The organism is Flavobacterium succinicans LMG 10402, assembly GCF_000611675.1.
Taxonomy (GTDB): domain Bacteria; phylum Bacteroidota; class Bacteroidia; order Flavobacteriales; family Flavobacteriaceae; genus Flavobacterium; species Flavobacterium succinicans.
In genome coordinates this window covers 97,081-118,951 of record NZ_JATV01000009.1, presented here as the reverse complement: position 1 = coordinate 118,951, position 21,871 = coordinate 97,081, and the positions used below count along the sequence as shown (strand labels likewise).

At 36.4% G+C, this 21,871-nt stretch carries 18 protein-coding genes; 4 read left to right on the top strand and 14 right to left on the bottom strand.

Annotated elements, in window-relative coordinates; translation table 11 throughout:
• Nucleotides 1-25: 25 nt before the first annotated feature.
• The 14 genes from AO58_RS0110645 to AO58_RS0110580 all read right to left on the bottom strand — a co-directional run bounded on the left by AO58_RS0110645 (nt 26) and on the right by AO58_RS0110580 (nt 18,275).
• Nucleotides 26-481: a heme-binding domain-containing protein gene (locus AO58_RS0110645; protein ID WP_024981690.1), complete on the bottom strand. Its 456-nt coding sequence runs from the start codon at nt 479-481 to the stop codon at nt 26-28.
• Nucleotide 482: 1 nt separating this feature from the next.
• Nucleotides 483-1,055 (bottom strand): DUF3347 domain-containing protein, encoded by a 573-nt coding sequence (locus tag AO58_RS0110640; RefSeq protein ID WP_024981689.1) that lies wholly within the window; start codon nt 1,053-1,055, stop codon nt 483-485.
• Nucleotides 1,056-1,086: 31 nt separating this feature from the next.
• On the bottom strand, nt 1,087-1,704 hold the full coding sequence (locus AO58_RS0110635; RefSeq protein WP_024981688.1) for a heavy metal-binding domain-containing protein: 618 nt from the start codon (nt 1,702-1,704) through the stop codon (nt 1,087-1,089).
• A 4-nt stretch (nt 1,705-1,708) separates the two neighbouring features.
• The gene (locus AO58_RS0110630; protein WP_024981687.1) at nt 1,709-2,557 is read right to left on the bottom strand and encodes a DUF3347 domain-containing protein; all 849 of its coding nucleotides are present in this window, start codon (nt 2,555-2,557) and stop codon (nt 1,709-1,711) included.
• Between the two features lie 159 nt (nt 2,558-2,716).
• Complete coding sequence (locus tag AO58_RS0110625; protein ID WP_024981686.1) at nt 2,717-3,088, bottom strand: hypothetical protein; 372 nt, start codon at nt 3,086-3,088, stop codon at nt 2,717-2,719.
• Nucleotides 3,089-3,280: 192 nt separating this feature from the next.
• Nucleotides 3,281-8,656: a helicase-like domain-containing protein gene (locus AO58_RS0110620; protein ID WP_024981685.1), complete on the bottom strand. Its 5,376-nt coding sequence runs from the start codon at nt 8,654-8,656 to the stop codon at nt 3,281-3,283.
• Nucleotides 8,643-9,080 carry a DUF1896 domain-containing protein gene (locus tag AO58_RS0110615; protein WP_024981684.1) on the bottom strand — a complete coding sequence of 146 codons (438 nt, stop codon included), beginning with the start codon at nt 9,078-9,080 and terminating at the stop codon, nt 8,643-8,645. The genes AO58_RS0110620 and AO58_RS0110615 overlap by 14 nt, the downstream gene beginning before the upstream one ends.
• A 24-nt stretch (nt 9,081-9,104) precedes the next feature.
• Nucleotides 9,105-9,986, bottom strand: a complete 882-nt coding sequence (locus tag AO58_RS17205) for an ORF6N domain-containing protein (RefSeq protein ID WP_035717664.1) — start codon at nt 9,984-9,986, stop codon at nt 9,105-9,107.
• The gene (locus AO58_RS0110605) at nt 9,986-12,073 is read right to left on the bottom strand and encodes a type IA DNA topoisomerase (protein WP_024981683.1); all 2,088 of its coding nucleotides are present in this window, start codon (nt 12,071-12,073) and stop codon (nt 9,986-9,988) included. The genes AO58_RS17205 and AO58_RS0110605 overlap by 1 nt, the downstream gene beginning before the upstream one ends.
• A gap of 61 nt (nt 12,074-12,134) precedes the next feature.
• Nucleotides 12,135-12,578 (bottom strand): hypothetical protein, encoded by a 444-nt coding sequence (locus AO58_RS0110600; RefSeq protein ID WP_024981682.1) that lies wholly within the window; start codon nt 12,576-12,578, stop codon nt 12,135-12,137.
• Between the two features lie 68 nt (nt 12,579-12,646).
• Entirely contained in the window at nt 12,647-14,098 is a 1,452-nt protein-coding gene (locus tag AO58_RS0110595) for a DUF3945 domain-containing protein (RefSeq protein WP_024981681.1), read from the bottom strand.
• Nucleotides 14,099-14,181: 83 nt separating this feature from the next.
• A complete protein-coding gene (locus AO58_RS0110590; RefSeq protein WP_024981680.1) occupies nt 14,182-14,490 on the bottom strand; it encodes a helix-turn-helix domain-containing protein in 309 nt (102 codons plus the stop codon).
• Nucleotides 14,491-14,980: 490 nt separating this feature from the next.
• Nucleotides 14,981-15,871, bottom strand: a complete 891-nt coding sequence (locus AO58_RS0110585; RefSeq protein WP_232735267.1) for an RteC domain-containing protein — start codon at nt 15,869-15,871, stop codon at nt 14,981-14,983.
• Nucleotides 15,846-18,275: an aminotransferase class I/II-fold pyridoxal phosphate-dependent enzyme gene (locus tag AO58_RS0110580; protein ID WP_024981678.1), complete on the bottom strand. Its 2,430-nt coding sequence runs from the start codon at nt 18,273-18,275 to the stop codon at nt 15,846-15,848. Before AO58_RS0110580 ends, AO58_RS0110585 begins: the two co-directional genes overlap by 26 nt.
• A 221-nt stretch (nt 18,276-18,496) precedes the next feature.
• Here AO58_RS0110580 and AO58_RS0110575 point away from each other — a divergent pair, with 221 nt between their 5' ends.
• The 4 genes from AO58_RS0110575 to AO58_RS0110560 all read left to right on the top strand — a co-directional run bounded on the left by AO58_RS0110575 (nt 18,497) and on the right by AO58_RS0110560 (nt 21,804).
• A complete protein-coding gene (locus AO58_RS0110575) occupies nt 18,497-18,880 on the top strand; it encodes a DUF7793 family protein (protein WP_024981677.1) in 384 nt (127 codons plus the stop codon).
• 39 nt (nt 18,881-18,919) lie between these two features.
• A complete protein-coding gene (locus tag AO58_RS0110570) occupies nt 18,920-19,840 on the top strand; it encodes a helix-turn-helix transcriptional regulator (protein ID WP_024981676.1) in 921 nt (306 codons plus the stop codon).
• 112 nt (nt 19,841-19,952) lie between these two features.
• Nucleotides 19,953-21,431 (top strand): MauE/DoxX family redox-associated membrane protein, encoded by a 1,479-nt coding sequence (locus AO58_RS0110565; protein ID WP_024981675.1) that lies wholly within the window; start codon nt 19,953-19,955, stop codon nt 21,429-21,431.
• Between the two features lie 106 nt (nt 21,432-21,537).
• A complete protein-coding gene (locus AO58_RS0110560; RefSeq protein ID WP_024981674.1) occupies nt 21,538-21,804 on the top strand; it encodes a hypothetical protein in 267 nt (88 codons plus the stop codon).
• Nucleotides 21,805-21,871: the final 67 nt, after the last annotated feature.

Here is a 21,871-nt window from a genome sequence, read left to right as displayed (position 1 = left end):
TATAAGAATAATTTGTGTTAGACTATTAGTTATTTTTAAGTGTATTGATCCAATTCATTAGTTCCTGTTTTTGACTAACCGAAAGTACTGCGTTTTTATGGATCAAAGTATAAGAAGCCAAAGGCATTTCATTCAACTTTATTTGTTTACTCATAGCTTTTAATTTGCTATTCTGTTTGCGTTTTGAATAATTTCCAAATTCATTAAAGTTCAATTCCTCTTTGCCTTCATTTATATGGCTATCCATAAAAAAACGAACAGGCTGAATGTTTGAATACCAAGGATAATCGGTTTTGTTGCTGTGACAATCATAACAAGAGGTTCGCAGTACAGTTTCTACACTTTTAGGGACATTATATACTTTTGTAAAATTTGCAGTTACATCCTGCTCAAAACCAATGTTTCGAGCAGGTTGATAAAACTGCATCAGTAAAAATATAATTAATCCAATAAAAAATATTTTTTTGAAGATTCTTCTCATTCTAGAATTCTTTTCTAACGGAACCACAAGTAAGCATTTCTGAACCATAATATGGATTTTTGATGTCTTTTAACTCGCTTATCCAAATAGCTCCTTTTCCTTCATCTGCCATTGGGCAAAAATCCTGATATAGTTTTTGTTCTGTTCCAAAAGTGGTTATCAAATCATTGATGTCTTTGCTCATTAAAACAAAATGCTCTCTTTGGTGTGCTATGTTCCCCGCATTATCTCCAATATGTTCAGCGTGTTCTTTAACATCATCGGAAATATCCATATAGGTTTTCATTTGTTCACCAGATAATTTTTTCATATCGATTTTTCCCAAAGTCTCCACCAATGCTTTTCCTGCATCGGCAGTAGCGTTAGAATCGTCTTTAGTCAAAGCATTTTTTAAAGACAAATAATCCGTTACAATTTCTTTAATGGAAAAAGAAGTAGGATTGACTTTTACAGTTGCAGTTTCAGTTTCAGGTTTACTTGTTTCCGAATTAACTGTTTCTTCTTGTTTGTTTTTTTGGTTACAAGAAACTAATACGAATGACATTGCTATAGCTGAAAGAATTATATTTTTCATTTTTAAAATTTTAAGTTGTTGAAAGATTGGATTAGTGTTTATAGTCTTCATTTGGAGTCATTGCCATACCACATTTTGGACATTTTCCCGCTGTATCAGAAATTGAACCGTCCATTGGGCAAACATATTTTGTCACAACCTTACTTGTAGGCTGACTTCCTTTTAACGGGTGGAGATCCACTTTTTCAGTGACTTTTACCATATCAGTTCCACATTTAGAACATAGGCCTGGCTTGTCAGAAGTTGCTCCGTCCTTTGCACAAACATATTTTGTCACCATTTTACTCGTAGGCTGACTGCCTTTTAGAGGATGGGTATCTACTTTTTCGGTAATTTCTACCATTTTCATTGCACATTTAGAACATTTACCCGGTTTGTCAGAAGTTGATTTATCCATAGGGCAAACATATTTTGTGATAGTTTTAGTCATAGGTTGACTTCCTTTTGTAGCGTAGGTAGGTACTTTTTCGGTGGTTTTTATCAATTCCATTCCGCATTCTGGGCATTTACCCGCACTTGAATTTGTCTCGTCAGAATGCATAGGGCAAACATAAATTATTTTTTGCTCTTCCTTTTTTGTAACAGTTTGTCCTGTTACTGCTGAATTAAATGCAAAAAATGCACTTAATACAATAATTAGTGTTTTCATCTTTTTAGTATTTTATTGTTTCTATAGTTTTACCACAACTCAACATTTGTGAGCCATAGTAAGGATTTTTAACAGCATTTTCTTTGCTTAGCCAATTGGCATCTTGCATTGGGCAGTATTGGTAATAGATCGCTTCAGTAGGTTTGGAAACTTTAATCAATTCATAAATGTTTTTAGATAATGATTTAAAAAAATCTCTTTGTTTCTTAATATCTTGTGTTTCAGAAATACTTTTGGAATCGGCAGTTAAATCTTTTAAGATTTTCATCCAAATCACATGTTCATCCATTTTTAATATTTCCATTTTCACTGCAGTAATCGAAGATAATAATGCTGCTGCTTTTTCAGAAGCTGTTTTAGCATCTGTTTTTACTAAAGCATCTTTCAGTAAAAAATAATTGTCCAAAACTGGCTGTAGTTGATTTACGGTTTGATTTTCAGCTGTTGTTGAAAGTCTGTTGCTTTCCATTCCTGTCATTTCGCTTTTTGGTTCTGTTTTAACAGGAACTTTTGCCTCACGATAATATTGACAACATCCTGCAAGTTTTGAATATGTATCATCTGGAGCAAGAAATTTATCACTGTCATAACCTGACAATGCAATACGTTTGAGTATTTCGTCTTGACTGGTTATTTTAGGATCATAACTAAGGACAGCCATTTTTGTATCTGCGTTCCAGTCAACGTTTGCGACATTTTTTAGACTACCTGCTTTTTCTATTTTGGCTTCGCACATTCCGCAGTTTCCGTAAATTTTAACGGACTCTATTTTAGCATTTTTAATTTGTGCGTTGGATACCACTACTGATAACAATAGAAGTATTGCTATCATTATTTTTTTTAATGAGTTCATTGTATGTAAATAATGTTAAATTGAATTAGTTAAGCAATAACAAAAATGAAATCATAGAATACCCATCATCTTGAAATTGAAATTAACCGATAAAATAAATGATTTGGAGACCAATAATAGTTATCAATAAGATATAACTATGGCTATCAACTATAGAATTTAGCTTATTTTAGGTATAAGCCAAAGAGAATTAAAACCAGAAGAAATAGTGGTTTTGTAATTGTAAAATTTTTGCTTTTCAGAAGAGAAATTAAAAAGATTGCTATTAAATTTCAATTCATTAATAGCAACAGTACTACTGTTGCAAGAAGTAGCGCAACTGCATCTAGAATGGTTACATTTTCCTCCACAACCTTCGTGATTTTTCGTTTTGGAATGATTGTCATTTTTGCAACAATCATCTTTATCCATATTTGAAGATGTCTCTTTTGTAGAAGAATGTTTTGTTGAATTATTTTCACAGGCAAAAGAATTACTTGGTATCAATAAGAAACCAAATAATACTATTACTAAAATGTGAAATTTATTCATTGTAGTTTAATTTAAATCAAAATTAATCAATTTATATTGATTTTTTACTAACAACGTGTTAAAAATGACATTTTTGCTACACTTTTCTTAACAAGTTAGCTATCATAGTTACGCATCAGAAGACAAAAAATTAAGGTGTTTTTCAAAATTTACTACCAAATAAAAAAGAATGTTTTGTTTTCACCAATGAAATTACATTGCTTTCAAACCTACAGAAGACCTTTCCTGAACATTATTTATTTTTATAGCTTCTTTCTGTTCTTTGGCCTCGGAAGCAATCGATAATTGTATCTTCCTGTCAATGGACGCCAGTTCGGTTTTTAGTTCGCTCAACTTATTTTCCTTCGTCCATATACCATTGACTACTTCCTGAAGTACAGGCAGATCTTTTTGTGATTCGGCAATTTTCTTTTGTTCCTGCTCAATATAGCTGGGAATTTTTTCTAAAGCACTAAGGAAATTCATTGATGCAAGCTTTGCGTCAGTAGCAATCAAGCCATTATTATAAGTGTATTTTATATTGCCTTCACCCTGCACCAAAAAACGATTGACTTTAATATCAGCACCTTCTTTTTCGGATATTTCGGTTTTAACCAACAATGCAAACCCATATAGACTGCCTATTTCTTCATATTGACCACCAGTACGGGCTTTATCCGCAATCTGGTTAAGTTTGGTCCCAATCTGTTTCACATCGGCATTAGGTGACAATCCGTCTAGCTGTACAAGGTTCAGTATCGTTCCATCCTGCCCTTTTTGTAAGCGTTGCTGCAGATTTTCCCAATCGAGGGTCATTCGTTCCAATCGTGACTTGGCAGACTCTAGTGTCGCAGAAATATCTTCCAGCTTGTATTTGGAGCTGAACTTGGAACGATTGAATGCCTGCTTCTCACTTTCCAATCCAGCAACCTGTTTTTCCAGCTTTGCTTTTTCCAAAAGGTCGGTATTGCCCGAAAGGATAGCTACGTATTCAGAGAAATTCATTCCCGATTTTTCATCCATACTACCCTCATCAATGGTTCGCTTTCCGAGATTGTTGGTTTTGAGCTGGTCAATAAAAAGCTGTTTATTGTACAGCAGGTTGAACTTATAACTGTCTAGTGATTTTTCGACTGCATAGATAATTACATCCACCTTGTTATCGGCGAAAAATTTGGCAATTTCATTGCCTTTTCGGACAGCCCTTCCGTCACGTTGAGCAAGATCGCTTGGTCTCCACGGGGTATCCAAATGATGAACGGCAACAGCTCTTTTCTGTGCATTTACACCAGTTCCCAACATGCCGGTAGAACCAAACAACACACGGATTTTCCCCTCATTCATACCGCCTATAAGCTCCTTGCGTTGCTTATCATTTTTAGCTTCCTGTATAAAACGGACTTCATGTGCCGGTATACCGTAATCATCTACAAGTTTGCGCTTGATTTCCCCATAGACGTTCCATTCTCCAGACTTGTAAGTACCTAAATCAGAAAAGATAAACTGCGTTCCCTTCTGTGCATGGAATTTTTGGTAATACTTTGCAATATTGGTTGCACAATGAGAAGCTTTGTTATCGGGGTGGTCATTATATTTACTGCTTACCATCCGCATATCGAGTGACATCTTACGAGCATAATCTGTAGCAATCAACATTTTTGCTTTTTCTTCCCGATCTGTTAGCGGAGGTCTTCCCAATAAGGTAGCATTCCCTGATTTGGCAAATTCCATCAATTTTTGAATGAATACTTCCTGATCGGGCGTAGGCGGTATATTATAAAGTACCTCGTTCTTTTCCGGACGATCTATACCAATATCCTTAGCGGTTCTGTAATCCGTGATTTCCGAATAGAACTGTGCCAGTTCGGGCACTTTGATAAAGTAGCGGAAGCGTTCTTTTGACACGATATTATTCGCTACCGAAAACTCATAATCAGTCGTTTTCCTTGCATAGATAGCCGCCCAGGCATCAAAACAGTTAATACCTTGTTTTTCCAATGCTCTTGGACGGAGATATTTAAACAAGAGATATAACTCGGTTAAGGAATTGCTGATAGTTGTACCTGAAAGAAAGGTAGCACCCATATCGCCTTGTATGCGATCCTGAATGGTGCGGATGGCAAAAAGCAGGTTCATGGCCTTTTGGCTTCCCATCATATTGCCCAAACCTGCAACCCGGTCATGACGCGTATTGAACATCAGGTTTTTGAAATGGTGGCTTTCATCAACAAATAAGTGGTCGATGCCCATCATCTTAAAATCAACTACATCATCTTTTCGGTTTTCGATGTCATGTTCCAAAGTTTTCAGCCTAACTTCAAGGTTCTGTTTCCTGATGATTACACCTTTGAGCATACCCCTTGAAATCTCTTTGCCCTGTGCTTCCAAAGCGGCAAGATTATCTTCCACGCTGTTCAGTTCGACTTGTAGGATTTCCTTTTGCATTTCTGGCGACTGGGGTATCATGCCAAACTGGTCATGGGTCAATATCACGCAGTCCCAATCGTTGTTTTTAATATCTCCGAAAATCCGTTGCCTTTTCTGTGGCGTAAAATCTTCTTTGCCCGGATACATAATTTTAGCGTGTGGGTAGGCTTTACGGTACGTTTCTGCAATCTCATGAACATTGGCTTTCAATCCTATTATCATAGGTTTGTGTACCATTCCCAAACGTTTCATCTCCTGTGCTGCGGTACACATCACCAATGTCTTGCCGGCTCCTACTTCGTGATCGCAAATCGCACCGTTGTTCAGCTTGATCATCCATACTGTATCCTTTTGGCTCGAATACAAATCGTTAATGCCTAAGCCTTTTCTGTCCAGTCCTGGAAATTCCTGATGGCTTCCGTCGTACTGCGGACGCACAAAACAGTTAAAGGTATCGTTATACTGGTCGGTCATCCTTTTTTTAAACTCATCGTTTTGAGTGTGAAGCCATTCGGTAAAGGCGGTACGTATTTCATCAATCTTGGTATTCGCCATCTGTATGGCTTCCATATCCCGTACCTTTACTTCCTTATCATCAATCATTACTTTTTTGGTAATATCAGGAGTAGTATTGACTAATGCGTTTTTCAGCAGAGCAATCCCGTCAAATGTTCGGCTATCAGACTTGACGGCATATTTATCCCATATATGTACATTTTTCTGATCGCATTTTATAGAAAAGTCATCGGAAGTTTCAGAATACTGGATACGCACCTCCGTATCAAAAAGATGAGAAGCAAAACGGGCATAGATCCCTGTCGGTATCCAGCGTTCACCAAGATTGAAATCTAACTCTTCAAATTCGATACGTCTTGGTCGGGCTTCTTCTAAAGACGTAAGGCTTTCTTTGGCCTGCCTATCATGGGGATTGCTTTCAAGATAGCTTTTTAAGGCTGTGGCTTTCTCCACCACATTGCCAGCTACCCATCTTTCAGTTATTTCATATTCCTTTTCCAAAGGATTATAAAAGATGCGTCCGTGTAATACCGCTTTCAAATCGTCGGATGATATACCGCTGATTTTGGACATAAAGTCTAGATCAACATTCCCGTATTTGTTCAATGATGCGGCTAAAGCCTCATCGGGATTATCGGTAGCCAATGTGGTAATGGAGAAGCTTACTGGACGGTGAAAGATATCCGCCTTATGTACCACACCGCCCACAACACGTTCCAAATAAGGCATTTCCTTACCAGAACTGTCTATTTTTATGAGCTTGATATTATCGGCACTGTTCAGGTTGCCGTACCTTTTTACGAAGGCATCGTAAACCTTATTAAATGTTTCTCTCTCTTCTTTATGTTCGGTTTGCAGTTTGGCTTCCTTCTGATATAAATCGAGGTAGTTATCTCGTACAGAAATATAGGCTTCAGCTCTTCCTTTCTGTAAGGACGATAATTGCAAAGGATGAAACATTGCCTGTTTCCTATCGCTATCAAAATCTTTAAGATAGCCGACCCAGCCGTTATCCACTGCAAGGCTATCGTTACGATGAAAAGACTGTATTTCTTTGCTATAAATTGCTGGTTCGGAAATGGTGTTGCCTGCGGTAATCTTTTCGGAGAGATTATTTCCTTTCAGTCCTGAAAACAAATCGCCGATAACTTCCTGTGTATTTCTCTCATTTGGTATATTGCTATTTACTGGAGAAGTAGAAATGGGAGGTTGCTGCATCAAACCGCTGAACAGGTTTCCCTGATATCCGTTCACAGTTCTTTTTCTTTTGGCTGGTTGTTTTGCTATTCTGATTAATTTAACAGGAGCAGCCAACAGTTCATCTAAATTTTCAAAGAGATCAAAAATGCTTAGCTGCCTTTCTTCTTTTACAATGTCCTTATTTGTTATTGGAGCACTTAATGTCTGTCTTTTCTGTGAAATGGTTGCAGATCTGGCAACAGGAGTTGCAACCGTTGGTGTTATAGGAATTTGTTTGATTGGCGCATCGTTTCGTTCACCTTTATATAAGCCAATATCCAGATTTTTTCCAAAATCTTCCGATAGCATTTGCTTTAGGTCCTTGGCAATTCCTTCCACACCATCCCTGTGCGTATAGACAAATGCAGGTTGTCCGTAAGGATCGGTAGCCAACATCTGTGTAGTATGTATAATCCTTCCGTTGTCTTGAAACAAGGCGTTGCTTGGCGTATTGTATTCCGTTATTTGACTCTGACAAAACAGTTCTTCCGCTTCGGTCAAACTTTGCTTTGCAGTATTCTTTTGCAGAATTATTAGATCACTTCCTACCTCTGTACCAGCATAGTCTGTAAATAAATTATTCGGCAACCGAACGACTGAAACTAGGTTGTTGTCCTGCATCAATGCCCTGCGTATGGGTTCATTCTTCTGGCTGTTCATAACACCTTGTGAAGTGATAAATGCCAGCACCCCACCTTCACGGAGCATGTCGGTTCCCTTCATAAAGAAGTAATTGTGTATGCTTCGGACAGCCTGTGCTTTTGCAGAGTCCCTGCTTCTGGAATAGGAAAGGTCAAAAACGGACGTATCACCGAAAGGGATATTGCTAGCTACCACATCATAGCTGTTTTTTTCCTTTTCGGGTATTTCTTCAAAGCTACTAATGCGGATCGTATTATCGGGATAGAGCTGTTTTAAAATTTTTCCCGTGAGCAGATCTTTTTCATAAGCGGTGACCTGTGATACAGCTTTATCCGCAAAGGATTGTATGAAAGAACCGGTACCGGCAGATGGTTCTAAAAGTTTTTGAATGCTTACACCATTTTCTTTTAATGTGGTGGAAATAGCATCAATAACCAAAGGTGGTGTGTAAAATGCAGTCAGTACAGAACTCCGCATACTGTCCACATATCTACGGTATTGTTTTTCATCAGTTGCATTTTCTTTTAGAAGCTGATGGAGTTCCTGTGTAACTGGAAAAAGTTCATGTTCGGTCTTTCTCCAATGGTTAATATCTATCGGATTTTGGGCAGGATTCAACACAAATTTAAGACCACCAAATCCGCTGTATTGCATCATTAGCAGTCTTTCGCCTGCGGAGGCTTTTCTGTTCTCCTTTTCCAGTTTAAAAGCAATTCGCAGGGAATCAATATTCGATTGGAGATGTTGACGTTTACTGAAGCCCATGTTCCTCTATCCATATTGCTATGGTTCCTGTCAGTTCCGTATAGAGCAAATCAAACTCCGTTGTATAGGCGAAGTCATCCGTTAATTTGTAGTTTGTAAAAACAGGGTAGCAAATAGGCAACATCTTTAAGGCAAACGGTCGTAATTCTTCATCTGCCATTCTCGCATCAAACTCATTGCAGACTACTTGAAAAAGGGTATCAAATTTTGAAAAGTGCAATCCTTCAAATAAGACATAATCGGCAATATGATCACATTGGTTTATTGGGTTTCCTGCTCGAAAAGCATCTTCATAAGCATTGGAAGCCCAACTTGAACGCTGGTCAATAAATTTAACATCATACGCTTTTTCGGGAAAGCTTATAGTTAATAATTCTTGTAGTCGTAACCTGAAATATGACAGGTCTTTTTGCTGTGTATTCATACTATATTTTTATTTAGAATTTTGCTAAATGGCTAAAATTTGGAGCATCCTGCCAACCTCAATATCCATTCTCGAAAATGCAAACCATTTTTTACCCAGATCTTTTAATGATGCTCCGATGTGGTAGAGTTCAGTATTATCAATTATGAGAAAACGGTCATGCGCATTAGAAAAAATTTCAACTTCAACCGGGGGATATTGACTGTTGTATCGTTGCACATCCAGCCGTAACTGATTACTTATGCTTTTGGTATAGATTGTTGCGGTAACATTAATATTTCTCTTACCCAACAAGGTTAGCACCGTATCGTCCACATAATTATCAATAAGGATAATGGAACTTTGGGCACTACGAATAATATCAGAGACAAAAGCATAGGCATCAAAAATTTGCCCATCATAGAAAACACCCTTTTCGCTATGCAGTTTTCCACTTTCCAAAGCCTTAAAGATTTCTTCAAATTTCTGGTCTGCATCTATCTGTTTCAGTTCTATCTTATCCAGTCGATGAAACAAGGCTGCGTTATTAACAAGTATCTTGCGCATTTCCACAAAAGCATTCATTATCTCGATACTAACTTTTACTGCAATATCACTACGGAGTACAGCTGAAAGCATCGCAATCCCTTGTTCGCAAAAAACATAAGGCAGATAACGTCTTCCCCCGTAATTCAAACTTGAGGTCACAAATTGTGACCTCAAGTTAATTGCATCAAATTCATCCTGTGTCAATTGAAAACAAAAGGATTCAGGAAAGCGGTCTATATTACGCTTTACCGCCTGATTGAAGACTTTGGTTTCTACCTGATAAATCATTGCGAGATCGTTGTCGAGCATAACCTGTTGCCCTCTTATAGTATAAATTCGATTCTCAATTTCCTGACGGGTAATGATAGAATCACTCATTATTTCTTCGGAAGTTTAGATTTTTCAAATTCAAAAGAGCTTTCGGCTTTCTCATTTAATACGATATAGGCATCGAATTTCTTTCCGGATTTGCTTTTCATCCCTTTGATGAGAGTAGTTTTTCTTTTGATTACAAGGTTTTCTATATCGGCTATACTGATTTGCACACCACACACATTTCGAAATTGTACCCAATTACAGTTCTCATCAGGACATTTGACAATTTTATCCCTTATAATCAGTTGCCTATTTTTGCATTTGGGACAGTCAAGCATAGCCCGATTTTCTTGTGCAATGGCAGTTTGCAATAATTCATTGGTAATTAATGCTGCATAGTTTTCCATTTCTTTTTGGAAAGCATATGCATTACTTTCGTTGTTTTCAATTTTCTGCAAAGTCAACTCCCATTCTGCAGTCATCGCTACGTCCGCAATCTTTTTATCTTTTATAAGTTCATAGACCTGTAATCCTTTACCGGTAGGTATCAGGGATTTATTTTCCCTTTGAATATAGTTACGGCTAAACAGGGTTTCAATAATGGTGGCTCTTGTGGCTGGTGTACCAATACCTATGTTTTGCATTGCTTTTCGTTCCTCTTCATTTTCAATCTCCTTTCCAGCAGTTTCCATAGCCGATAAAAGTCCGGCCTCAGTATAAAGCACAGGTGGTCTGGTTTTCTTTTCCAGAACCGAAGCATCTTTGATTTTGAGTTCATCACCTTTTTTCAGTTCGGGTAGTTCCTGCAGAGGTTCGGCATCATTATCAGAGAAACTGCCTTTGATGAAATGCCAGCCTGGCTCCAATATCTTGCAACCTTTCAGACCAAAATCATAATGCAAAACCTGTAAAGTAATATCGGTAATCTCTTTTGTACAGGCTTGTGAAATTGCTTCCAGTAGTCGAAAGGCAATCATATTGTAAACTGCATTTTCCCTTGCCGATAAAGCCGAAGGGATTTTGTCCGTAATCAGCAGACCATGATGATCTGTAACACGAAGATCATTCACTATACGTTTATTGAAATGCCCCCATTTCACTTTGGTTACTGCTTGCTTGAAGACTCCCATATCTTGCAAAGCCCTGATAAGATTAGGGATTTCTGCCCACATATCTTCCGGAATGTATTTACTTCCGGTACGCGGGTAAGTAATAAATTTCTTTTCATACAGGCTTTGGGCTATATTCAAAGTTTCTTCAGCAGACAGGTTCAATTTTTTATTAGCTTCCTTTTGCAAACCCGTCAGGTCAAACAGCAAAGGTGGTTGCTCCGTTACAGTTTTGATTTCTACTGACGTAACAGTAGCAATATTGCTGTTTCTTTGGATGGACTTCAACGTATCTTCTGCCAGTTTTTTGTCTTCCCATTTGGTTTTGGAAAGGCTTTTAAAATCTATGAACTCTTTTGTATGGGACAACTGTATCTGCCAGTATTGTTGCACCGAAAAATTTCTGTTTTCCTGATAACGCCTACATATTAAAGCAAGTGTAGGTGTCTGCACTCTTCCGAGCGAATAAATGCCGTTGCCTGCGGCAATTGACAGTGCCTGCGAAGAATTGATGCCCACCAGCCAATCAGCACGGCTCCTGCCTTGCGCTGCTTGAAATAATCCATCAAAATCGTTACCGGGTTTCAGGTTGTCAAAACCCTGCTTGATTGCCTTTTCGGTTAGCGAACTAATCCAAAGGCGTTCAAACGGTTTGTTGCATTTCAGATATTCATAGATGTAACGGAATATTAATTCACCCTCACGTCCGGCATCGGTTGCTACGATAATCTTTTCACTAAGGCCAATGAGCTGTTCTATTACTTTCAGTTGCTTTAATGCACCTATATCTGTCGTATAGCCTTTATCTTTTTTTATTTTACGTATTGTCAATAAAAAAGGATTGGGCAGTATCGGCAGGCATGATTTCTGAAATCCAGAAATGCCGTAATCTTCCGGCATACCCAATCCTACTAAATGTCCAAAAGCCCAGGTAACATAATAGCCGTTGCCTGTCAGGTAGCCATCCTTCTTTTCAGATGCTCCCAACAGGCCTGCTATTTCCTTGGCTACACTTGGTTTTTCTGCAATTACTATTTTCATATGTATCTTTTTATTCTATTTGTCACATAAAATACCTTTGCCATTTTTAAATTTCAAGTGACTATATTTTTCTTCCACTTGATTTCATTGGTGTCTGTAGCTTTTCCTGTTCAGACAGCAATTGCTTTTGTAATTGTTCTGACTGTAACTCATATTTCTTCAACAATAATCCACCTTCCTTGTAAGGATTATTGATAATAATTTGAATTTCCTTTGCTAATTCAACTGCTTTTGATTCTGGCACAATGAAAAGTTTATAACGTGTTGGATTATGCATATTTGCAAAAAAATCCATAAGAAAGTAGAGAAGAAAATTATCATTCTTATCAAACCTTTTAAACTCTCTATGATTTTCCATTTTTACTTCTGCCGTTTCATATTCATCATATTTTCCAACTCCCTTCATTCCGAGTACTATCTTATCTACTTTATCCATATCTACTAATAATAGTAGCTTAGAGTTTTTTTCCACAGATTGTTGTCCATCTATCATTAGTTTATTCATAATCAATGCTTTTTAAGTTTATTAAGTAACATAGTCCAGAGTTTTTCGCAACGAATGTATTTAGGTAATTACATTTTACGCCCTTTGGATTTAGCAGGTGCTTGAGCTGCTTCTTGTTGTTCCTGCTGTTCCTTACTGTCGGGATTTTTTTGGCCTGATTTCAAAGGCTCTTTGATATTCTTGGTTGCTTCATTGGTTTTACCTTCTGAATTAACAGCTGTTTGTGTTTTGTATGCTTCTGAGGGTTTCGTCTGTTCTTTAACCTTATTCGGATTTTGAAAAGAGAAATCTGTTTTATTGGTTTCCTTGTTAAAGGTGATGTAACCATTATATTCCTTACCTTTCTTATCTACCAATCCGCTGACATAAACAGTTTGTCCGTCTTTGAATTTCTGATATTGCTCCTTATCCAGCTCTTTGTCCCTAAAGGTTTTCGGAACTTCCTGCGATTGGGCTTGCTGATTACCTTGCATCTGCTTATTGGAGTTACCCCTGTCAAACAGGAACTCTACAAAACGTTTATCGGCATTGAATTGTACGGTTGCATCAAACGCAGTTCCTTTTTTGGAAGTCATTCCTTCTAAATAAAGTGGTTTGCCTTCCATTAGGATTTGCTTTTGTACATCATCTAGTTTCACGCCTTTGATCTCATCAGGGATTTTGATTTTGTCTGTTCGCAGTGCAACAAGCTCATTGGTAAGCCTGTCCACGCTGACAATGGATGGAATGCTCTCATTCGTTTTTGGATTGGTCAGATTGACTACACGACCCATATTGCCTGCCTGAAGCAGGTTGTCTTTATCTTCCTTAGTGAACTCGTGACCGAAAAAAGGAAAATTCAGGTTAGGTTCTTTGCGGATACCATGAATGGCAACCACAACCGCCCCTTCATCATTTTGTTGCAGAGAGAGCCGTGCATCCATACGGGTAACGGCTGTGCCGAGATTAAGGCTTACAGGCACAAGCTCATTGGTTTTAAAACCTTTCAGTAAAGGATCAAGGAGGTTCATCTTTTCAAGTTTTTCTTTGTTCAGTCCGAGATTGTTCATAGTTTCCCAATCAATCTGTTCCGGTTTATAGCGGTACTCGCTAGTTTCCGATGTTGTCTGTTTTGTTTCCATACTATTTTTATTTTCTTGTTTATTATTTTTATCTAGTTCCGATTTTACTTCGTATTGCTTCATTAGTTGTTCTCCTTCAGAAGTTGGGTGCTCTATCTGTTTTTGCATTTCTTTTGCCATATTAATAACCAATGGTTCAGGAACTTTGAAAAATGAAAAATTGGTAGGGTTCTTCAACTGACTGAAGAAATTAGAGAAGAAGTTGGAAAAGAAATCACCCTGCTTATCAACCCGCATAAACTGGTTCTGGTTCTTCTTTGTAGGGTCAACGGTTTCCAGCTTGCCATTTTCATCGATTCCCTTTACAGCCTGAATTTTCTTTTTCTCTTTATCCAGCACCAATAATATGTCCGATAGTTGTTCGGGAGATTGCGGTTTATCTAAAGTTTGTTCGCTCATAATTTGAAATATTTAAGTTCGATATCGAAAGTAAAAGAAGCTTCCACTGTTTTGTACCAATTGTCATTTATTGGCACTATTTGTCACCCGTTGACTTTTACTTTAGGCATGGAAGTGGTAAAACTTTCTCTGATGAATTGGTGCACATCTGACAGTTTGTAATAAATTTTTCCGCTGATTGTATAATAGGGAAGCTTGCCGGAGGAACGATAGCGCTGTAGGGATCGTGTACTTATCTTCAACATTTGCAAAATATCCTGATTGTCCAGTAGCTCTTCTCCATCAATAATAGTACTTTGATTTTTAGCCCCGCTTACCAATTCCATAAGGATGTCGAACCTCTCCATTATTCGTTCCATCCAAGCCATAAATTCCATTCTGTCAATATTCATAATCAAAAATTTAGGTTCAATACGCAGTATGTAGCAATTCTTCCAGATACGAGGTACTGTTTAATATGCTTTTACAAAATTCAGTAGCTTTTGTTGGATTTTATCCCAATGGCTTTCGTAGTACGGAAAAAATTTAACATTTAAAATTCTTAAAGCCTTGGTTTTATTGGAAAATAATTCTCTAAAAAATGATGATTTCTTATTCGATTTAAAATATTCTCTTTTTAGGCCTCAATTATTTGAGTGATTCTGTCATAAAAGATGAATACAGTGATGATTTCTGTTTTAGATCGATATTGATTAGTCTATTTAGTGGCATTTATTGGATTTTATCCCAATGGCTTTCGTAGTACGAAAAAAATTAACATTTAAAATTCGTAAAAACCTTAATTTTTACTAGGAATTATTCTTTGATTAGTTCTAGCATAAAAAAAGCAGTATATCCTTTTAAATATGGATTTACTGCTTGTGTGCTTTCGTAGTTACGACTTTACTCTTGGTCTTCTCTCGACATTTTTTGCTGTAAGTTTAACGTTAATTCTTCTAGAAATTTTGTCTTACTGCTTTTACGGGCTTTGATTTCGGTATAGGTTTTATAGATGTTATCTAGTTTGATGTTGAAAAAATCTTCAAAGGATGCTGTTATACTATTAATATCTGCAGCACCATGATTGATTGTCCCATTAGAAAACAATGCATAAATCAATTCTGTTAAAGCTGTTTTTGGCCCTGTCCATACCAATACTTTGTGTTTTTTTTCTTCAAATATTTCGGAATCATCGACTTTTAGTCTTTTTAGTGCTTGCCGGATGTAGTGAATGAATCGGTACATTGCCTTTACTTTTGCCCAAAGCATGTCTTGTGATGTTGAAAATTCGGGAAACTGGTAGTAATCTGTCATGGGGGTAAAAGGAAAATTATCCCGATGGTTTCTGGTAAAGAATTGATGGTCTAGGTAACAGTATCCTTGTTCCATATAATGCACAAAATCGGCATTTCTGTAAAAAAACTTATTGATTTTTCGCAGTTCTTTTTGGAGGAATTGGACCTTATAAGTGTTGCCCGCCTTAGGCATTCTTAATTCACAGGAGCGTACTTCGGTGAAATAAATCAATAAACTCATAGGAACGGGTTTGATGTTTTTGAAAAAATCAATCTCCTCTGGAACAGTGTTGAAGTCATTTTTATCGACTATCTCTTTTAAGTTCGTTAATGTTTTATTACACAATACAATTCCATTGCAAGCCTTATTTTGCATTGTTTCGTTTGCCTCTAAAATTTCATTACAGACAGTATTAAATGATTCAATTGCTTTTTCAAACATCTTTTTAATATTAGTTGTCAATATGCCTTCGTCATTTTGCAATTGATTTGTAATCATTTTGCAAAGTATTCATAACTTCCATCGCGTAATTGTCTCTTGCCTGAACATAGGCTACTTTTGGAATTATTTGGGCTCCTAATTTTCTTTTTTCAAAGGAAGCTGATACTCCAAAATCTATTTTTTGAAACTGCAGTTCATTAGCTCTTTTTATGGTTTGAAATAACAGTTGCCTGTAGAGTTGGTATTCTTTAGCCCATTTATAGTCCATCCCTATTAATTCCGGGACATAGGTGTGATTATTATTTTTGTAGCAAAACATAACTCCTACAAATGGATTTTCTGTTTCTGTTTTCAATGCTAATAATATGAACTCCCAGTTTTGACTTTCATTCATGTTTTCGAAAACTTCTTGAGAATATTTAAATGTATTGATAGCGTAATTATTGTCTTTTACATTGTGGTATAGTTGGTATGCTCTTTCTATTTCTGATTTGCTCAATTTATCTTTTATTGTAACATCATAGTACTTTTCATAAGGTTCTATCTCTTTACTAAAATGTTTACGGGAACGCGGAGATAATGTTTCTGTAAACTCTTCGTAGTTATGCCAAACATGGTTTTGAACTACACAAGATTCAGGCATGTCTATTTTAAAATATCCTTGATCTACAATTGTTTTGTTGAAGCAATTGTCTTTTTCGAAATCTCTTAAAACTAACATATCTGCGTTTAAAGCATTGTACTTTTCTTCTAATTTATCCAAAAGAAGTTTCAACGCCTTTTCTGCCAAAGGGTGTTCTTGATTGATAAAACAGTGTTTTCCCTCAGTAAATAGAGTCCCCATATTCAATACTCTTGAAGTGAGGTATAAGGGATTGGTTTTTCTAATTTCTTCCAAATGGATGGAGACAGATTCAGTTGCCAACATATCGTCTTTCCAAAGGGCATAAGTAAAAAAGGTCATAAGTATTGTATCACCTTTATTATCTTTAATAGTGTAATAATAAAAATCCCATTGGTTTGTCGGGTCTGGATGCTGGCTGAATGTATTCTCTAAATAAACCAGTCCTTCCCAATCGAAAATATTATATTTTCCCATGTATTGATTCCATTCTGATTTTTCGATATCCTGAATCGTGTTTTTTTCTTCAATAAAAAGCTCCTGCTCTTTTGATTCCGAAATCTTTTCAGTTTTTCTACTGTCTATTCCAAAAGCCTGTCTGATTTTGTTTTCACTATTATTTGTTTCTTCCAACGCTTTAGGAAAATGATATTCCAACGCTTCGGCCAAGGCAGTAATGTCCTGTTGCTTATTGTGACTGGATAGCGTAATTCTAATTCCGGTATTCTTGATCGGTACAGCAGGATAAATCCCCAAGTTTAGAAAAAAACCTTCCTTGAATAAACGTTTCGAAAAGTTGTAAGCCGTTGCGGGCGTACCCATTCCTAAAAAGAAAACTGGCGAATCATTTTTTGAAATTATTGGAAGGTTTCCTAATGACAACAATTGATTGAAGTGGGCAATTTTATCCGCCAAATCTTTTTGTTTCAATTGTATTTCAGGAGATAAATGGATGTCTGCAGAGGCAATTGCTGCTGCAACAGACGCTGGTTCTAACTGAGCGGAAAAAGTTAAGGGTCCTCCAAAATTTTTGATTTTGTCTCTTAATTTTTGATTCTTGCAAAATAATGTTGCCCCACTGGCTCCAAAGGTTTTACTTAATGTACTCACTACAATGCAATTTTCAGGTAGTTCTTTGATCGCGTCAAAAACAAAACCAGTTCCATTTTTGCCTTTCCAACTCATTCCATGGACATCATCAAAATAAAGGTTTAGCTGTGCATACTTTTGGGTTAACGCCAATAATTCAGGTATGGGTGCATAATCCCCAAACATGGAATATACCCCATCAGCCATGTACCAGATTTTGTTGCACTTGGTACTTAGTTGTTTTATTTTATCTTCCAACATATCCAAATTGCTGTGTCTGATCATTTCTACCGGAATTCCTCGCAGTTTTAAAAGTTGACAAGCATTTTGCACACTCCAGTGGACCTGGTGATCTATTATTACTGCATCCTCATCTCTAATGAGCGTTGGGATAATAGCTAAATGCCCCAATGTACTGTTCTTGGTTATAATAGGTGGTATACCATACATTTGTTCGATTTTACTTTCCAATTCACTATATAATGGATGTGAAATATATGATTTTGAAAGGGGGAATTGCGTACCATAATTACGTATGGATTGAATAGCAGCTTCCTTAAGTCTGTCGTCCTGTTCGAGTCCCAGATAACCAGTTGTTCCGAAATGAAACATTTCTTTTCCTTTAATTTGGATTGTCCTGCCTGTTAATACCTTGTCTTCTGCATATAAGTGCAGTATGCCTTCTTTCTTTGCTTCCGAAAAAACTTCATCCACAGTATCGATAAAGTTATTGTGTCTAATTTTTGCCATTGGTTACTTCTTTTTTGGTGTTATTTTAAAATAGAGTTATAAATTTCATAAAAAAAATGAAAGTTATTTCAACTACTTCTTCAATACTCCCAAATTGACAAGTCAAATTCCCGAATTAACAACAAACACTATAAAATACAACAAATAATCCTAAATTGACAACCATATTATTATTAAATGTTTATATTTTTGTTAAATTATAACTTTAAAATTCATAAAACATGATTGCAGCCCATGATTTTTATGAGAATGACTATGCCCGATTTTGGATTGCCGATGGCATTCTCTTCTTTGAATATAAACCCAATACGATTATTGATCTTAAGGTAGCTCAATGTGTCGTAACTGATAGAATTCATTTTCAAAATGAAAGGTCTTATCCTATTCTGTGTGATATTCGAGGTATCGTTGCCACTGAGAAATCTGGAAGAGATCATTTGGCACAATCGGGCTCTATATTGACACAAGCAGTAGCTCTTATTGTACATGAAAAAGTTTCCTTAATTATTAGCACTTTTTATGTAGAGATTAGTAAGCCTTCTGTACCTACGCAAATTTTCACTAAAGAAGATGACGCTTTGGTTTATCTAAAAGGTTTTGTTTAGCATTTAGTCTATAAAAGGAAGAATTAAGAATTGAATCTTATGAAAAAAGCATACAATGAAGAGCGTATTGTTACAATTCATCAAATGCTATTTGAGATGGCACGTGGCAATTTTAGCAGTAGCATTCCCTTAAGCTCCAATGAGGACGAATTGGAAACGCTAGTTGTTTTAATTAATATGGTAGCAGAAGAAATGAAAGAGTCGATTTTTAATGTCGGCTATGTTAATGCCCATAGAAAACTTCAATTTATAGCTCAAAGTACACTTGTTTTGGATACCTCTTTTTCTATCAAAAGCTTTACTCCTGAAATTGCTTATTTTTTAGGTTATTCGGAATCTGAATTGATAGACCTGCCTTTGGCGGGCATTATTACTACAGCTTCTTTGCAACAACTTCATGATGTACTCGATGCAAATGTTTCATCGCCCACAACTATTGCTTTAGATTTTACACCTAATGAACATTTGCCTGTTTCTGTTTCCTGTACTATTGGAAGGTTAGTTATTAGTTCTGAAATTATATTAAATTTTGTTACTCCTGCCCGCAAAGATTCTTATCGTCCTTTGATGAACGAAAATGAAAACGAGAAATATTTTAAAACTCGAAAAGCTGATGCACTATTGATTCAGAAACTTTATGACTATATATTGGCACACCTTGAAGAACCGCTTCCATCGCTAAAAGTGCTTTCATCTGAATTTGGTACTAATGAACATAAATTAAAAGATGGCTTTCGTCATTTTTTTAAGACCAGTATTTACCAATTTTATAATGATGAGCGTTTGAAAAGAGCTTATTTTATGATTGAACACACTACGATACCTTTGAAAAATATATCGGTGATGAATGGCTTTAACGATTATCCTAATTTTTCAAAATCCTTTAAAAAACGATTTGGTTTTTCTCCATATGAAATAAAGCGAAATGAAACTGGTTTTACTTCATTATCGGAAGATTAAATTTTAGTTTTTCAAACTTTATCCGTTTTGGCCAAGTTTTGCTCCCAATAAGACAAGTGTTTTGGCTTTTGAATTCAGAATTTTGCTTTGTAGAACTAAAATCTATGAAGCTATGAGATTCAATATCAAAATACAGAACTTGTTTTTAGAGTTTACTTGTTTGCTCTATATTATACTTTTTGTCTATGCAGCAGTCAGTAAACTATTGGATTTTGAAAACTTTCAGGCTCAGTTGGGACAGTCTCCCCTTTTAAGTCCCTTTGCAGATTTTGTGTCTATTACAGTAATTGTTCTGGAACTGATTATTGCAGTTCTACTGAGTGTCCCTAGATTTAGATATTTTGCTTTATGTGCAGCAGTTGCCTTGATGAGTATGTTTACTGCTTATATAGTTATCATACTGTACTTCAGTTATTTTATTCCCTGTTCATGCGGTGGTATTTTGGAAAAGTTAGGATGGAAAGAACATCTTATTTTTAATCTGGCATTCCTGTTTTTGGCAATATTCGCCATTTTATTGCTATCCATAAATAACCGCATTCTGATTCGACTATTCTTATTAGTTTTAGGAAGTGTTATGGTCATTACAGGATTATTTCTTTTCTCGGAAGACATCATGCAAAAGGAAAACCCTTTTATTAGACGCTTTCCACAGGCTACGGCTGCCAAAGTAGGTAGCATTGATTTAAGAAATACATCTTATTATGTTGCTGGTACTAATAAAAATAAAATTTATTTAGCCAATCGTTTGGCTCCGCTTCAAATTCTTGAAATTGATTCCAATCTAAAAAGCAAAAAGAAATACACCATCCAATTGGACCGTGAGAATTTTAATTTTAAGGCAGTCGAGATTCGGATTAACGCTCCATATTTCTATGTAATTGATGGGACGGTTCCTGTCATTTACAGAGGTTTGATTTCCCACTGGAAAGCCAAAGTAATGATGGAAAAACAATTCTATTTTTCAGATATAGTCTTTATCAATGATAAGCAACTGGCTTTTAGAACCCAAAAACCTCCGACAGGAGAAAATATTCTGGGGATTGCCAACAACTATGAGAATCCAAAAATCAAATACAATCCACAGGTGTTGCAAAAACAGATGGAAGGAATTTTTGACACCGATGGTACACTACAATATAGCGCCACATTGCATAAACTGATTTACACTTACTACTATCGCAACCAATATATTATTACAAAGGAAAACCTAACCGTTGAGCATCGCGCCAATACCATTGACACTACTACTAAAGCAAAATTAGAAGTGGTAAAAATAAAACAATCCGGGGACATAAAATTGGCAGCACCACCGTATATGGTTAATCGTCACACAACAGTACAGGGTAACTTACTTTTCGTTAATTCCCTGTTACGAGGCAAATATGAAGAGATTGATGTGTGGAAGTATGCTTCTGTAGTTGACGTTTATGATTTGTCAAAACAGACTTATCTTTTGAGTTTTTACGTGTATGATGAAGAAGCGGGGCGAATGAAAAACTTTTTCGCTGGCGATTCAGCGATGTATATCCTTTCGGGACATTATATGCTCAAATACGGATACGGGAAAAGAATCCAATCCAAAATTTAGTACAGTATATAAATATAATTGAAAGATACCGGCCGGTAGCAGGAGTAACGATCGAAAACCTGTAGAAAAGAGTAGATCAAATTCTATTAATTTAAATTTAAATATTATGAAAACAACCATTTTAAGAGCGTTTGTACTGCCTATAGCAGCATTTGCTCTGGCTAGTGCCGGTGCAGTAAGTACTAACACTTCAGAAGTAAGTAAAGCCGATGTATTGATTCCGGCTTTTATTCACAATCCATCAGTGAACGACTGTCAGGAAGTTCCTGATGTTAACTGTGCTCCAGGTAATGGCCCTGCCTGTCTCAGCGGTGGTAATATCGCCTATGGTGGCAGTAAAACTTCTTGTAACCAACAATTGCACCGCAATTAGTAAAATCATTTTTCAATGAAGATAATGCAGTTTTTTTTGAAAAACTGCATTATTTTTTTATGTTTAT

Bases quoted from the DNA above. Each gene is read 5' to 3' on its own strand.
- AO58_RS0110645 (WP_024981690.1), bottom strand. From the start codon at position 481: ATGAGAAGAATCTTCAAAAAAATATTTTTTATTGGATTAATTATATTT.
- AO58_RS0110640 (WP_024981689.1), bottom strand. From the start codon at position 1,055: ATGAAAAATATAATTCTTTCAGCTATAGCAATGTCATTCGTATTAGTT.
- AO58_RS0110635 (WP_024981688.1), bottom strand. From the start codon at position 1,704: ATGAAAACACTAATTATTGTATTAAGTGCATTTTTTGCATTTAATTCA.
- AO58_RS0110630 (WP_024981687.1), bottom strand. From the start codon at position 2,557: ATGAACTCATTAAAAAAAATAATGATAGCAATACTTCTATTGTTATCA.
- AO58_RS0110625 (WP_024981686.1), bottom strand. From the start codon at position 3,088: ATGAATAAATTTCACATTTTAGTAATAGTATTATTTGGTTTCTTATTG.
- AO58_RS0110620 (WP_024981685.1), bottom strand. From the start codon at position 8,656: ATGGGCTTCAGTAAACGTCAACATCTCCAATCGAATATTGATTCCCTG.
- AO58_RS0110615 (WP_024981684.1), bottom strand. From the start codon at position 9,080: ATGAATACACAGCAAAAAGACCTGTCATATTTCAGGTTACGACTACAA.
- AO58_RS17205 (WP_035717664.1), bottom strand. From the start codon at position 9,986: ATGAGTGATTCTATCATTACCCGTCAGGAAATTGAGAATCGAATTTAT.
- AO58_RS0110605 (WP_024981683.1), bottom strand. From the start codon at position 12,073: ATGAAAATAGTAATTGCAGAAAAACCAAGTGTAGCCAAGGAAATAGCA.
- AO58_RS0110600 (WP_024981682.1), bottom strand. From the start codon at position 12,578: ATGAATAAACTAATGATAGATGGACAACAATCTGTGGAAAAAAACTCT.
- AO58_RS0110595 (WP_024981681.1), bottom strand. From the start codon at position 14,098: ATGAGCGAACAAACTTTAGATAAACCGCAATCTCCCGAACAACTATCG.
- AO58_RS0110590 (WP_024981680.1), bottom strand. From the start codon at position 14,490: ATGAATATTGACAGAATGGAATTTATGGCTTGGATGGAACGAATAATG.
- AO58_RS0110585 (WP_232735267.1), bottom strand. From the start codon at position 15,871: ATGATTACAAATCAATTGCAAAATGACGAAGGCATATTGACAACTAAT.
- AO58_RS0110580 (WP_024981678.1), bottom strand. From the start codon at position 18,275: ATGGCAAAAATTAGACACAATAACTTTATCGATACTGTGGATGAAGTT.
- AO58_RS0110575 (WP_024981677.1), top strand. From the start codon at position 18,497: ATGATTGCAGCCCATGATTTTTATGAGAATGACTATGCCCGATTTTGG.
- AO58_RS0110570 (WP_024981676.1), top strand. From the start codon at position 18,920: ATGAAAAAAGCATACAATGAAGAGCGTATTGTTACAATTCATCAAATG.
- AO58_RS0110565 (WP_024981675.1), top strand. From the start codon at position 19,953: ATGAGATTCAATATCAAAATACAGAACTTGTTTTTAGAGTTTACTTGT.
- AO58_RS0110560 (WP_024981674.1), top strand. From the start codon at position 21,538: ATGAAAACAACCATTTTAAGAGCGTTTGTACTGCCTATAGCAGCATTT.